The 12,920-nt window shown below is 41.5% G+C and carries 15 protein-coding genes; 10 read left to right on the plus strand and 5 right to left on the minus strand.

Features of this window, described 5'->3' with window-relative positions; all coding sequences use genetic code 11:
• The first annotated feature begins 448 nt into the window (after positions 1–448).
• The 4 genes from SFU91_07915 to SFU91_07930 all read left to right on the plus strand — a co-directional run bounded on the left by SFU91_07915 (position 449) and on the right by SFU91_07930 (position 2,557).
• Positions 449–691, plus strand: coding sequence for a hypothetical protein (locus SFU91_07915; GenBank protein ID MDX2128945.1), 243 nt, complete (start codon positions 449–451; stop codon positions 689–691).
• Between the two features lie 67 nt (positions 692–758).
• Complete coding sequence (locus tag SFU91_07920; protein ID MDX2128946.1) at positions 759–923, plus strand: hypothetical protein; 165 nt, start codon at positions 759–761, stop codon at positions 921–923.
• A complete protein-coding gene (locus SFU91_07925; protein ID MDX2128947.1) occupies positions 920–1,717 on the plus strand; it encodes a hypothetical protein in 798 nt (265 codons plus the stop codon). The genes SFU91_07920 and SFU91_07925 overlap by 4 nt, the downstream gene beginning before the upstream one ends.
• 18 nt (positions 1,718–1,735) lie before the next feature.
• The gene (locus SFU91_07930; GenBank protein ID MDX2128948.1) at positions 1,736–2,557 is read left to right on the plus strand and encodes an RNA methyltransferase; all 822 of its coding nucleotides are present in this window, start codon (positions 1,736–1,738) and stop codon (positions 2,555–2,557) included.
• 29 nt (positions 2,558–2,586) lie between these two features.
• Here SFU91_07930 and SFU91_07935 read toward each other — a convergent pair whose 3' ends face one another.
• Entirely contained in the window at positions 2,587–3,240 is a 654-nt protein-coding gene (locus SFU91_07935; GenBank protein MDX2128949.1) for a DUF1287 domain-containing protein, read from the minus strand.
• A 306-nt stretch (positions 3,241–3,546) separates the two neighbouring features.
• On the opposite strand from SFU91_07935, the gene SFU91_07940 reads away from it, so the two are divergent.
• From SFU91_07940 to SFU91_07965, 6 genes are read left to right on the plus strand one after another with little or no spacing between them, the layout of a single operon-like run.
• The gene (locus tag SFU91_07940) at positions 3,547–4,482 is read left to right on the plus strand and encodes a hypothetical protein (protein ID MDX2128950.1); all 936 of its coding nucleotides are present in this window, start codon (positions 3,547–3,549) and stop codon (positions 4,480–4,482) included.
• Positions 4,483–4,508: 26 nt separating this feature from the next.
• Complete coding sequence (locus SFU91_07945) at positions 4,509–6,221, plus strand: adenylate/guanylate cyclase domain-containing protein (protein ID MDX2128951.1); 1,713 nt, start codon at positions 4,509–4,511, stop codon at positions 6,219–6,221.
• Between the two features lie 28 nt (positions 6,222–6,249).
• Complete coding sequence (locus tag SFU91_07950; GenBank protein MDX2128952.1) at positions 6,250–7,470, plus strand: hypothetical protein; 1,221 nt, start codon at positions 6,250–6,252, stop codon at positions 7,468–7,470.
• 5 nt (positions 7,471–7,475) lie between these two features.
• Positions 7,476–7,922 (plus strand): peroxiredoxin, encoded by a 447-nt coding sequence (locus SFU91_07955; GenBank protein ID MDX2128953.1) that lies wholly within the window; start codon positions 7,476–7,478, stop codon positions 7,920–7,922.
• Between the two features lies 1 nt (position 7,923).
• On the plus strand, positions 7,924–8,769 hold the full coding sequence (locus tag SFU91_07960) for a hypothetical protein (GenBank protein MDX2128954.1): 846 nt from the start codon (positions 7,924–7,926) through the stop codon (positions 8,767–8,769).
• Positions 8,769–9,725: a UbiA family prenyltransferase gene (locus tag SFU91_07965; GenBank protein MDX2128955.1), complete on the plus strand. Its 957-nt coding sequence runs from the start codon at positions 8,769–8,771 to the stop codon at positions 9,723–9,725. Before SFU91_07960 ends, SFU91_07965 begins: the two co-directional genes overlap by 1 nt.
• A gap of 7 nt (positions 9,726–9,732) precedes the next feature.
• On the opposite strand, the gene trpC is transcribed toward SFU91_07965, so the two are convergent.
• Genes trpC through SFU91_07985 form a run of 4 tightly spaced genes read right to left on the minus strand, consistent with a single transcriptional unit; the run spans position 9,733 to position 12,847 of the window.
• Entirely contained in the window at positions 9,733–10,533 is an 801-nt protein-coding gene (gene trpC, locus SFU91_07970) for an indole-3-glycerol phosphate synthase TrpC (GenBank protein ID MDX2128956.1), read from the minus strand.
• A complete protein-coding gene (locus SFU91_07975; GenBank protein MDX2128957.1) occupies positions 10,530–11,207 on the minus strand; it encodes an ABC transporter ATP-binding protein in 678 nt (225 codons plus the stop codon). The genes trpC and SFU91_07975 overlap by 4 nt, the downstream gene beginning before the upstream one ends.
• A gap of 14 nt (positions 11,208–11,221) precedes the next feature.
• Positions 11,222–12,178: a hypothetical protein gene (locus SFU91_07980; GenBank protein ID MDX2128958.1), complete on the minus strand. Its 957-nt coding sequence runs from the start codon at positions 12,176–12,178 to the stop codon at positions 11,222–11,224.
• Positions 12,179–12,181: 3 nt separating this feature from the next.
• On the minus strand, positions 12,182–12,847 hold the full coding sequence (locus SFU91_07985) for a riboflavin synthase (protein MDX2128959.1): 666 nt from the start codon (positions 12,845–12,847) through the stop codon (positions 12,182–12,184).
• Positions 12,848–12,920 lie beyond the last annotated feature (73 nt).

The raw sequence follows: 12,920 nt of genomic DNA on the forward strand, positions 1-12,920 counted from the left end.
TGCGAGCTTGACGAGCATCATAAAAGTCTCGAAATGACAAGGAGTGAGGTCATTGATCCTGTCGAAATGACCGTGTCGTTTGTGCGGGTGTTTCGACAAGCCGTGGCCACCTCATCTATCGCGTGCAGGATTCCGAACGCGCTTCGCTTGTCGGAATGACATGCTTAATCCTGTTCATCATTTTAATCCCATAAATCATAGTTCAGACAGTGGTTTCGGCAGGCTCAACACCTTAAATTGGTGCATGTGGAAGGCCAGAGATTTCTCGCTTCGCGCTTGACGAGCATCATAAAAGCCTCGAAATGACAAAGTGCAAGGTCACCGATTCGACCAATTCGCCTGCAAGTTGCTGTTTTAAGGAAGAAAAAACATTGCCAAGCATCCTCAATTCGCTTAACTTCACCTGTCTTGCAAAGTGCAAGAAAACACTTATGAAAAGGAGATAAAAATGACAAAGTTTGGAGAACTCCTGAAACCAAAACGCCTCAAACTCGCTGATGTGGCCGAAAGAACCGGATTCACCGAGGCGTATTTGAAAACCCTAATTGACTCCTCAACCGAATCATTGACAGTGAAAGAGGCCACAATATTAGCGCATCTGATTGATATGCCTTCGGATGAATTTATGAAAGCTGTGAAACCATCGCTGATTAAAACCCCACCGGCTTTGCGTTCAATTCAAAAATCATAAACGTGGTTTGGCATACAGGTGTTTTGAAAAAATATTTTGAGAAAAGTCAACTGTTTTGGAGGTGTTTATGGCGGAGAGTCGTTTAGCAAAAGTCTTGCTGTTCATTTCTGCAATCTATGTGATTTCGCAAGTGGTGTTACTCTTGACGCTCGGCGCAAATCTGCTTTGGATTATGCTTTCGCTCGGTCTTTTTTTGGCTTCTCTCGTCATCAGCACAATGGCGATTGTTTGAAACCCGGCAGACCCGTCATTGAAAGCGTTTCGATGCGGCGTGCGATGCGCTCGAAAGAGGATCAAGAGCGAATGATTCGTGAGGGATATGAAATTGATGATGAATTTTTAGGAAACGGGGTTTCAAAAAAAGTTAAGTCTGTTTCAAAAGCCCGTTCGCAAAGCGCGGTTTCCGATTTCTCTTTGCCCGACGCCCCGCTGTTTGAACTTCCTGAATCCACCGCGCTTCAAACAAAGTCCAATCAGCTCTTAACAAAAGAGCGCGAGATGCAAATGAAGCTTTTGGCCCAAGCCCCAATGTTTGGCGGTGTTGAGAAGATGTCGGCAATGCTCGCCAATATTGACGATAAAAAACTTTCCGCAATGCTAAAGAATATGGGGTATGAAGAGATTGAACCCCTTGCGGTGCGAAATGCCGTGCAATCGTTGGTTCAAATCAAAGAAGAAGGAAAAATTGAAACGGTGACACAGGGCAGTGCGATTCCAAAAACATCCTTAGATACAGACGGCTTTTACGACTACATTCGCCGCTGTATGAAAAGTGATGAAGCCGGAGCGCGAGCAGAAGCACCAAAAATTATTGATACCGCCAATTTATTGAGCCTAAGCGCCGGTAGTTCAGGGCTTTCTCCAAGAGCCTTAAAAGTAATGAAAGGTGTTCACACGGCTTATGGCGAGCGAAAGTGCGCCAATTGTGTTGCCTTTAACCAATCAGCGAAATTGTGCGGGAAACTTTCCATAGCTGTTGAAGTTGCCGATGTCTGCGATGGCTGGGAGCGTGGGTCTTATTATTGATTCAATGAACCTAAGCTTATGAAAGCAGCGCTCAGTCTAGCAAAGCGCAAAGTTTACTCTCGCTTATCGGAAAAAAAATTTCGCTTGACCTCAGGTCTATTCTTAGCCGAAGGCGAACGCACTGTGATGCAGCTTGTTTCCAACTTGCCTTCACCCGATTTCTTGGAAGCAATCATCCTACGCGAAACTTCGCCCGAATCCATTCATCACATCGCTCCGCCCGCCAAGCGATTTCACCTTGAAAACATCCCAAACGACCTGCATTCAAAAGTATATTGGGCAACGAAGGATGAATTTGATCTCATCGCAACGACCGAAGAGCCGCAATTTATGATAGGTATATTTCGAGAACCCAAGTGGGTGATGGAAGCCTTCCTGCAAAACCCCAATCGCAGCCCATTCATCGTGGCTTTAGACGGCGTTCAAGACCCCGGCAATGCCGGAACAATTCTTCGAACGGCGGCTTGGTTTCGAGCCACCGGTGTTATTGGTGGGGAAGGCACTGTTGACTTTTATAATCCGAAAACCGTTCGCTCATCGGCCGGGGCGCTTTATTCCATCCCCAATCTTCGTGTTCAAAATCTTGAAGAAACCGTAAAAAGTTTAAAGCAGAACGGGTATAAAGTTTACGCAGCCGATATGCACGGAGAAGCGTATCGCACGGTTTCAATTGAGGCGAAATCGCTCTTGGTCATCGGGAACGAAGGCAACGGGATTTCCGAAACGATTCTGAGCCAAGCCACCCGGCTTTCAATTTCAGGGGATGCGAACGCAGTGGAATCGCTCAATGCCGGGGTTTCTGCTGCAATTTTAATCGCTCATTTTGCACGGGCGTATTGAGAATATTTCTTGAGCGTTATTCCAGAGGGTTATTTTAACGGGGGATAAAGGTAGTGCCCAATAATTTTGAAATCGAAAAGGCAATCCTCAATTACTTGTCCTCTCCCAATGTTGTGAATAATTTTATAGCCTTGATGCTTATCTGAACGAACGGCGGAAACAAGCCCAATGTGGGTTATCGCGCCGCCTAAATTCCAACAGACAATATCGCCGGGCTGGTAATCAAGGGCGGATAAAGTAATGGGTTTTTCAATTCCTTTTCTGGCGAAGAACCGCATCAAATTGGGTACCCTTCGGTGGTCGATATTTTTATCCGGCTTTTTCAATCCCCATAGCTTTGGATAACGACTAAAATTTTCTTTGATGTCAAGATGAACTTCTCGTTGCAGATCGATTTGGAACATTCGATAGGCACGAATCACGACATCGGTGCAAACGCCCTTATTAGGAGGAAGGTCGCCATTGGGATATGAAAGGACATAGTATGCGGGGTCGTAGTGGACTTTCGTGAGCGTTAATCGAAAAGCAGAATCGGCGAGTGCCTTTTGAAATGGGGCTTGTGCGGCCACAGTTTGATAAAAAGCGAGGATGAATAAAAGAATTGTGCCGTGCAAAATCAAACGGTACATTTCTAAGAGGAGGCTGAATCGGAGGGCGTGTAAGCCGTGGTCAATTGTTTTCATGAAACGATGAAGTCTTGTAAAAGCCTTGCACGAAGAAATGTTTGCTTAAAAACAAGTGTTCATTATATCACACGAATTAAGGTAAGAATGAAGTAACTTTCAATTAGGATATAGATTTTCATCTCTGCGTATTATGAAGAATGTCCTCAAGACTTAAATCAGAGGCATAAAATATTTGAAATCACTTCAATGCAAAATTCTCATATGATATTAAAATTTCTCTCGATGAGAGGTGTTTTTTTGTTCACTATTGTGTTTTTCATTTTTGCAAAAAATGTATTCTCACTTGAATTCAAGTCAAGTCATGTGCTTACACCGCATGAAGTTGAATTTTCGGAAATGATTGACACGGCGAAAACAAAGAAAAAAAACTCCCCCAAAAAAGCAACATCCAAAACTAAGGTTTCATCTCCCGCGAAAGTAACCAAAGAACCCAAAGCGCAAACAAAGGGAAGTTCGGTTGAATCAAAACCGATAGCCCCTCAAAGTGCTCCGATTCCGCAGGAAGTGAAATCCAAAGACGTGACACCGAGTCAAAATTCTTTAGAAATGCCTACGAAAGAGCCGATTCCGATTGAAGCGCCCAAAAAAGAAGTCGCTCCTAAATTTGGTTCTTTAACAGGAACAGTCAAATTACCAACAGCAACTCGAGGGAAGCGGGTTTTCCGTGGAAGTGCCTACCGTAGCCGCCTCTCTTCAACGAATGAATCGTGCTGCGGCTCCGAATCTGATGGAGAGTCGAAAGCGTCATTTGATGTGGTCGTGAGTGCTCATCCGTTGTCATTCAAGGTTGAAACCGAACCAACGACGGTTCAAATGAAACAAAAGAATGCGGTCTTTGTGCCACATGTTTTGCCCGTAACTCCGGGTACAACCGTAGAGTTTATCAATAACGACGGGTTTTATCATAATGTCTTCAGTAAAACACCCGGAAATACATTTAACATTGGACGTCGAGCAACGGGAGAGGTGGTATCGAAAACCATCGCTAAACAAAAAATTGTGGGAGCAGGAGAGGTGAAAATATTCTGCGATATTCACGCTCAAATGAATGCCGTGATTCTCTCTTTGGAAACCCCTTACTTTACTAAGCCCTCGGATAATGGTACTTTTGAATTAAAAAATCTTCCCCCGGGGAAATATGAAATTCGCTTGTATCATCCTGATTTTACAGAGGTTCGAGAAGAACTTGTGATTGAACCCGGCCGTGCCACGCGCCGCGATTTCCAATTTTCAAATTAATTGACTTAAGAAGATTACACCAAAGAATGAGAATTACCATTCAAACCAAGCTTTTCTTGCTCACTTTTGGAATCACGACCGTTGTATTGCTTGCGGTGGTTTTCTCGGTGAATTATGTTCAAACAAAAACTATTGAGGCCAAAATCTCTCGTGATTTCTCCCAAACCCAAGCCGTTTTTAATCAAGCGCAAAGCCTTCGGTACGAACGCCTTGTCGAATCCGCTTATCTGATCAGTGAAAATTCACTCTTCAAAGCCAATGTTGAATTGCGCGACCCCGCGTCAGTGTATTTTAGCATTGAAGAATTTTCAAAGTTTTTGAAAGTGGATGTGTTTTTTGTAACTGACCCCGATGGGAATCTCTTGGCTTTTTTGGGAGACACCTCGCGGCACGGCGTTGATTTCAGTTTCGCACCAACTGTTCAAAAAGCCCTTCGCGGGGAAGACCCCGAAATCAACCCCACTTTACCCGATTTATGGAGCATCGGAATCGATACAATTTTTCAAATCGTTACGGTTCCTATTTTTACTGCAAATGATAATCGCTTGTTAGGAACTACAACGCTTGGCATCAAACTAACACAATTTGAAGCAAAACAATTGAAAGGAAATTCAAACATTGATATCACATTTTTCTTAGGCAATGTTTTGGTTGCAAGCACGATTGATTCACTCAAAAAGGAAGATGCGAGAAATTTTTATTCTTCTTTTGAAAAGGAGGTTCAAGTGAATATGAGTCAATTGAAGGCAAGTGATGTGTTTGAATCAAGTCTTTTTAACGAAATTCAATACACCTTTATTTCGCCACTCGGAAGAGGCGCGCCGGGGTATTATGTCGCAACAGTGAAGAAATCGCAAGAGCTTCAAATTCTAACCACGCTTCGCGAAACCATTTTATATGTGGCAGGAATCAGCTTATTACTAACCATCGTATTTGCGGTTTTAATGGGAAGATTGCTCTCAAAGCCAATTGTAACCCTTTCCGGCGCAATGACTCGTGTTCAAAATGGCGATTTGGGTGTTGAAGTAACTCCCACGACAAAAGATGAAATCGGTCAGCTTTCTATTGACTTTAATAAGATGATTGTTGGGCTGCGCGAGAGAATGCAACTTCAGCGATATGTAGGAAGTCATACGCTTGAAATGATTCAAAAAACCTCCGGTTCGTCGGAAAACAACCAAACAATGCTGGGAGGTTTGAGAGAAGAAATCACGATGCTTTTCTCTGATATTCGTGGCTTTACTTCATACAGCGAATCTCGCTCACCCGAAGAAGTCATTGGAATGCTCAATCGCTACCTTGGGTTTCAAGCAGATTTAGTGAGTGACTTTGGCGGCTCTGTCGATAAATTTGTGGGAGACGAAATGGTGGCACTTTTTGCCGGAAAAGATGGCTTAAAGCGTGCTTTGCAGTGTGCTATTGAGATTCAAAAAAGGAAACAAATTGAACGTTCAAAAAACCCTAACGATTCAATGATTGACATTGGAATTGGTGTTAATTTTGGTGCGGTGGTCTTAGGAAATATGGGCGCACAAGACCGAATGGATTATACTGTAATCGGCTCAGCCGTCAATCTTTCTGCGCGGCTTTGTTCTGCGGCCAAAGGCGGTCAAATTCTTGTGCGAAAAGATTTATTGCGGTTGCTCGAACTTGAACGGAATTTTCAGATTGGAACCATCGAATCAATGACATTCAAGGGAATTTCAACACCGTTGGAAATCGCAGAGATTCGCTATTAAATTCTTCACTCAATTGATTAGAAATTTTATGAACAAAAGAATCTTGATTTTAGGGTTACTCTTTCTCATCGCTCTCCAAAATAAATCCCTCCACGCCCAAGTGGAAATTGGGGGAGAGGCTGTTTTTGAAATCTCGAAGGGCGGGAATCAATCAAATTTCATCTACAATGAAATCCCAAACGAATTCCGAAATTGGCACCCTTCAATCACGCAATTCAATCTCTTCGTGAATGCACTGATTGGTGAGAGTTTTGAATTCAACGGTCGCGTTCTTTTTGATACTTGGGGCACTGGTCGGTTGAATTCACCTCGCATCGCGCTTGCTTCGCTAAATTGGATTATCTCAGATGATTTATCCGCCTCCTTTGGAAGAATCCTAAGCCCAATTGGGTTATTTCCTCGTCGGCAACTATTAAGCCAAAGCCTTTTTGCGAATTCACCCTTGACTTATAATTATCATACAAAAATTTCAGATCAACGCGGGTTTTGGGGAGCCGCCGGTACCAGTGGCACTGCTTACACGACGGATGATGTTGGAACCACCACTTTGAATTTCGCTGCATACACCACAGGTGCTTCAATCAATCTACGTCTCATTTCTGATGCGATGAACCTTGAATTGGCTGTCCTTGCCGCGTCTGCTAATCAATCTCTTTATACTAACCTAGCTAATTTCGCTGTTGCCGGACGTTTAGGTGTATCACCCTTTATCTTTTGGCAACAAGGGTTTTCTGCAAGTTATGGTGGATTTATGCAAGGAAGCGGGGTCAATGCGATTGCAAGAGAGAATCGGGCGTTTGAAAATTATCGTCAATTGACAGTTTCTACCGATATTACGCTTGCATATTCTTATTTTGAACTCACCGGTGAAGCATTTTACTCAAAATGGAATGTTCCAAGATTCACTAACGCAGCTGGCTTTGAAACGAATGCTGCTGGAAATTTGGTTGAATACTCGCTTGAAAATATTAGCGGCTATGTTGACTTTAAGTATGAGCCTGATTTTTTTACCGGAAGTTTCATCGCAGTTCGATATGAAAAAATGATTTTCCCGAAGTACACTCATCCAACCACGGCACTTAAGGAGACTTGGGATACGGATATTCAACGCATCTCAATGGCAATTGGGTATAAACTCACACGCGGGGTTTTGCTCAAAGTCGCTGTTTCAGATCAAGCGCTTAGTGGTCAAACTTGGCAAAGTATTGATGATTACACTTTTCGAGCAATGATTATCGCAACGTTTTAATTAATATGATTTCAATAGGAACAAAAGCACCTGATTTTTCACTTCCAGATTCATTTGGAAAAATGATTTCTCTTTCAGCATTTGCCGGAAAATATGTATTGCTCGTTTTTTATCCCGGCGATAATACTCCGGTTTGCACTGCTCAGCTTTGCGGCTACAGAGAAAATTTTTCAGCGTTTACAGAAAAGGGGATTGAAGTGCTTGCGATTAGTACAGATAGTGTGGCTTCTCACGAGAAGTTTTCAACTCAATACAGTTTTCCATTTCCTCTTTTAAGCGATGAGAAAAGAGAAGTTTCTCGTCTTTATGATGCTTTATCTTTTTTGGGGATTTCACAACGGGCGTATGTGCTCATAGGAAAAGATGGTTTTGTGAAGTTTTCTTTGAGCGAAGTCCTGCCGCTCTTTCATCATAATGCAACTGAACTGCTATCCAAAATTTCGCTTGATTAGGATGATTCAAGACAAGCTTTTCTTTTTCCGCTTTAATAAAATTAAATCTTTCCCTTACCGCTTTCTGTGTGCAATTTTCTTAGTTCATGCTTTTTTTTGTGCCTTCACAGTTCAAGCACAGCATGTACTTCAACATCAAATTGATTCCCTTACTTCAAGTTTCAATCATGAATTCGCACTTCTTGAGGCGGCAAGCCCTCAGGGAGATTCAACTTCTGCGAAATTAACGGGCAACTTGATTGATCTGACCTCCAAACTCGCAAAGTCTTATTGGATGCTTTCCTATTCCTTTTCAACACCAAATGAACGAAAAGAAACCCTTGAAAAAGGGATAGCCATTTTGGAAAAAACAAAGAAGCTAAAGAATAATGAATTAATTCGGGGATTAATTTCGCTTCTTGAAGTTGAACGGCTTCCTCTAATTGGCTTTGAGGAAAAGTTTACTAAAATTCCTCTCCTAAAATCAGAGATTCAAAATTTGGTTTTTCAATACCCGCATCAAAATGAAGGGAATATTGCGTACTCATTGCTTTTCCAACATATCAGTCAACTGAATTTTTTTGAACGCGCTCTCGCCAAATATTGGTATAAAGTTCAATTGCCTGAACCTGTTAGCCCTGATATTGAAATTATATTCTTGTTGCAAGCCAAAGTCGATGGTGCATATCCGGCTTTTGTTCACTATAAACTGGCAGAAACTTATATAAAGCTCTATAATTTTCTTGGTATAGAAGAATCTTTGAATCAAGTTCTATCAGTACCAAATGAGTATCCTTATTTGGATGACCATTATAAAAAACTTGCGTTCGATTTAAAGGCATATTATAAAACCCGGGGTGCTCGGTAATGTCACAAGGTTCGATCATCATTTCGCCGCTACCGAATCCGTTTTTACGCGCGTTAGATTACTTTTTTTTACTCCGACCGACTCAATTTTTTCCACTGTGGACAACCGTTTTAGCTGGCTATATTTTATCATTAAACCTCCCGATTTTTTCATTTCCTATGTTCCCCATAATGGCATTTACAATGCTCACCTTGAATTATGCGGGGATATTTGTCCTCAATCAGATTGTCGATCGAGAAACTGATCGAATTAATAACAAGTGTTTCATTGTCTCTCACGAGATGATTTCTCTTTGGTCTGCGTGGGTTATCGGAATTGGTATCACCACGATTCCACTTGTATGGGCATTGATGAATTCCAAACCTTTATTATGGGTCATGATTTCGTGGACGGTTGCCGGCGTATTATACAACTTTGTTGGGTTCATGAATCAACCTGTGTTAGGCGCATTAACAAACGGTTGGCTTGGGTTTACATCGTTTTTTGGAGGTGTTTATTTGAACCCTGAGTTTCAAGGCCCTTCAGCGGGGCTTGTGTTTCTTTATGCTGCACCCTATGGGCTTGCGTGGCTTGCCGTTCATTTTTTAGTCACAATTCCAGACGCAACAGGAGATAAGAAATCTCAAAAAAATACTTTCGCGGTGCGCTATGGAATGAAAGCGACTGCAGCGGCGGCATTTGTAACAGATGCAATCTGCTTGCTGATTTCACTTTCTATTCAAGAGTGGATTGTAGGTTCGGTTGCGTTAATTTCACTTCCTTTCTTTTTTATTGCTTATAAGGCAAAAACGTCTGAGAAGATTTTTCTGCCCGTAAAGCTTTCGATCATCCTGCTTTCACTCGGGGTAATGCTATTTATTCCGCTATATGCCTTGGGTTTTATCCTGATTTACTTCTTATCAAAATTTTATTACAAAAAAAGGTTGAATCTCAACTACCCATCACTAAAGCCTTAACCCAAAGTTATTCTCGGAATCGCCAAGGGTAATGAAAAAGTGATTCCTCGAGTGGAAGGTTTTTCGTAAGTCCTTCTCCAATCAAAACGGCATCGAAACCCGCTTCTTCCATCAGGCGAACATCATTTGCACAATTTAGCCCGCTTTCTGAAACTGTTACAATACCATTTGGCAATTTTGATTTTAACTTAAGTGATAAATCAATATTTACTGAGAAATCTCTCAGGTTTCGATTATTGATGCCGATAATATCCGCCCCAACGGATATCGCTCGGGAAAGCTCTGTTTCATCATGAATTTCAGTTAAAACAGCAAGTTGGAGTGTTTTTGCTAATCGAAGCAATCGATACAGTTGCTCATCGCCCAAGGCTGCTACGATTAAGAGAATCGCATCTGCGCCATAAAGCCGCGATTGATAAACTTGTAATTCATCAATGATAAAATCCTTTCTTAAAATGGGCAATTGAATCTGATTCTTGATGAGTTGGAGATAAGATAAGTGCCCTTGAAAAAATTGTTCATCTGTAAGAATAGAAAAGGCACTCGCGCCAATTTTCTCGTAAGTCTCTGCTCGGGAGAGGGGATCAAAATCCTTAACGATCACCCCTTTTGAAGGAGAAGCCTTCTTTATTTCTGCAATCAACCGAATTGAATCGGGAGCATGTCGCTTTAAGCTCTCATGAAATTTTCGTGGCGCAGAAAGAAAGGGTAGGGAAGCCTCATATTGGGAAATAATGTTCGATTTTGATAGCTCAGAAACTTCACTTCGCTTTTCTTCTAAAATGACATCCAAATAGGTCGTGTTCATAGCGCAGGCTCGCTTTGCGGCTTTTGTATGATTGTTTTAAGATTAAGTTGGGTTGGAAATCGTTCGGCGACTTCTTTTTCGTGCGTGACTAAAATTAAGGTTCTATCGGTTTGCGCAGTTAAGTTAAAAAGTAACTCAAGAACAATTCTTGTGTTTTCTTCATCTAAATTTGCGGTGGGTTCATCGGCTAAGATGATTTTGGGATCATTGGCAATAGCGCGAACAATCGCAACCCGTTGCTGCTCGCCGACACTGAGTTCACGGGGTTTTTTATCAGCTTTATCGGATAAGCCAACCGTATCAAGTAACAACGCTGCTTTCTCCGATTTGTTTTTTTCATTGGAGCCGAATTTCATCGCTAAAAGGATGTTTTCTTTAGCACTGAAACCTTGCAGAAGATTAAAAGACTGGAAAACATACCCAATTGACTTTGCACGGAAGGCGTCTCTTTGAGATTCGCTGAGAGATGTAATTTCTTCATTCAGTACCTTGATGGTTCCTTCGGTGGGTTTCAAAATCCCCGCAATCAAGTTGAGTAGCGTTGATTTCCCCGAACCGGAGCGACCAACCAACGCAATTTTAGCCCCCGATTCAATTGAAAACTGAGGAATCTTTAGCAATGGCTCACGGCTTTGATGATACTTCATTACCACATTGTTGATTTCAATAGACATATCGATTGAGTTTGTTAATCAATTGGAATTTCTTCGCTTAAAATCCTTTCAATATTGAGTGCTAAACTTCGGCGTATTGAAAGATAATCTTTCGGTTGAAATGAAATTTCATCTTCAAAGGTCGGTGCCGAAAACCGTTGTGATAAAAGATGAAGCGAGGGTAGTGGAAGTTTTCGAAGTGAATCCGGATTGCAGTCGATTTTCCGGCGAAATCCGATTCCTTCTACTTCATAAAGTACACCACGCCACTTTAAAAATTCCATTAACTCATGATTCGATGCAATCTCGAATTCAGATGTTAATTTTTCACCATAAAGCCTTGCTTTAGTTGTTGAAGTGGCGTATGCAAAATAAAAATAAGCCAAACGATTGGCTGATAGTGATCGAATATTTTTCTCGTCTTTGTCAAAAATGGAGGCATTAAGATCAGATGTTTCGATTTCATCAATTGAGAAAAAGGTTAGGGTTGAGTTTGAAGGAACTTTTTTCTTCACCCATCGACCATTAAAGCCTAAATACCGTTCCGATTGCAGTTGTTTCGATACAGGAAAGCACTCAACCCACACTTCATTCTTTTGAGGAAAAACCCTTTCAAGGCAATTAATTAGCTGTGTCAATTCATCATTATGAAAGGAAGCGGAACTCCCGATATAAATCCAAACCTCACGAGCCTCGTTTGACGCGATTGCGTCACGAGAGTAATCTGAAAATAAAGATTGAATCTCAAGAATAGCTTTAAGTGTATCATCCGGGAGATACGAAAGTGACTCAAGTGAAGGCTTATGTGAAGTTGCCGCATTAAGCAGCGCACTATCAACCAAAGACTTGAACCAAAAGTAAGTCGTCCCTAAAATGAGAAGAATCAAAAGGAGGAGAAATCCCGTTTGAGATGCAGGAAGCCGAACGGGAAATCGCTTTGAAAACCAACTTCGACGGCGTCTTTTTAAGCTGCGATTTTCCTGACTGCTCATTGATTAATAACCGCTTTCTTTGAATCCTGATTTGACAAGCGAATCGAGCGTTATTGCCGTTGAAGGTTCTTGCGAAAAGTAAGATGCCGTAATTTTTTCAATGTATTTCCCTACGATGTCAAATTCTAAGTTAACAACTTCCCCGGCTTTTTTGTGTTTAAGTATAGTATTGGCGTAGGTGTAAGGAATGATTGCAACTTCAAAGGTATTATCTTTGATTGAAGCAACCGTTAAGCTAATCCCGTCAATACAAATCGACCCTTTCGCAACTATCCAATTTTTGAATTTAAGGTCAAATGAAATCTGAAATCGCCAACTATTTCCTTCTTCAATCACAGAAAGAATTTTCCCGATGGTATCCACATGACCTTGAACAATATGGCCGCCAAAACGCTCGGTAGCCAGCATCGCCCGCTCGATATTAACTTCATCTCCAACTTTAAGGTGACCTAAAGTGGATTTCATGAGCGTTTCTTCAACAGCGTCAAAAGTAACTCTCGATTTTGAAACATTGGTTACCGTAAGGCAAACTCCATTGATTGCAATACTTTCATCAACACGAAAGGGTTCATCATTTTTTGGAACAATATCAACGGCAATCACCATCGATTTTCCCTTCTTTTCTAAAGAATTCACTTTCCCGATTGCTCGGATTAACCCGGTAAACATCGTTTTATTATTGATTGATGAAAAATAACGATTAAATTCAATCGTTAATTCAACAAGGGATATTTTCAGCCTT

It is taken from the genome of Chloroherpetonaceae bacterium (assembly GCA_033763895.1).
Lineage (GTDB): Bacteria > Bacteroidota > Chlorobiia > Chlorobiales > Thermochlorobacteraceae > JANRJQ01.

Excerpts from the sequence above, each read along its gene's own strand:
- SFU91_07920 (MDX2128946.1), top strand. The coding sequence starts at position 759 with ATGGCGGAGAGTCGTTTAGCAAAAGTCTTGCTGTTCATTTCTGCAATC.
- SFU91_07935 (MDX2128949.1), bottom strand. The coding sequence starts at position 3,240 with ATGAAAACAATTGACCACGGCTTACACGCCCTCCGATTCAGCCTCCTC.
- SFU91_07985 (MDX2128959.1), bottom strand. The coding sequence starts at position 12,847 with ATGTTTACCGGGTTAATCCGAGCAATCGGGAAAGTGAATTCTTTAGAA.
- SFU91_07965 (MDX2128955.1), top strand. The coding sequence starts at position 8,769 with ATGTCACAAGGTTCGATCATCATTTCGCCGCTACCGAATCCGTTTTTA.
- SFU91_07975 (MDX2128957.1), bottom strand. The coding sequence starts at position 11,207 with ATGTCTATTGAAATCAACAATGTGGTAATGAAGTATCATCAAAGCCGT.
- trpC (MDX2128956.1), bottom strand. The coding sequence starts at position 10,533 with ATGAACACGACCTATTTGGATGTCATTTTAGAAGAAAAGCGAAGTGAA.
- SFU91_07960 (MDX2128954.1), top strand. The coding sequence starts at position 7,924 with ATGATTCAAGACAAGCTTTTCTTTTTCCGCTTTAATAAAATTAAATCT.
- SFU91_07950 (MDX2128952.1), top strand. The coding sequence starts at position 6,250 with ATGAACAAAAGAATCTTGATTTTAGGGTTACTCTTTCTCATCGCTCTC.
- SFU91_07915 (MDX2128945.1), top strand. The coding sequence starts at position 449 with ATGACAAAGTTTGGAGAACTCCTGAAACCAAAACGCCTCAAACTCGCT.
- SFU91_07955 (MDX2128953.1), top strand. The coding sequence starts at position 7,476 with ATGATTTCAATAGGAACAAAAGCACCTGATTTTTCACTTCCAGATTCA.
- SFU91_07980 (MDX2128958.1), bottom strand. The coding sequence starts at position 12,178 with ATGAGCAGTCAGGAAAATCGCAGCTTAAAAAGACGCCGTCGAAGTTGG.
- SFU91_07930 (MDX2128948.1), top strand. The coding sequence starts at position 1,736 with ATGAAAGCAGCGCTCAGTCTAGCAAAGCGCAAAGTTTACTCTCGCTTA.
- SFU91_07945 (MDX2128951.1), top strand. The coding sequence starts at position 4,509 with ATGAGAATTACCATTCAAACCAAGCTTTTCTTGCTCACTTTTGGAATC.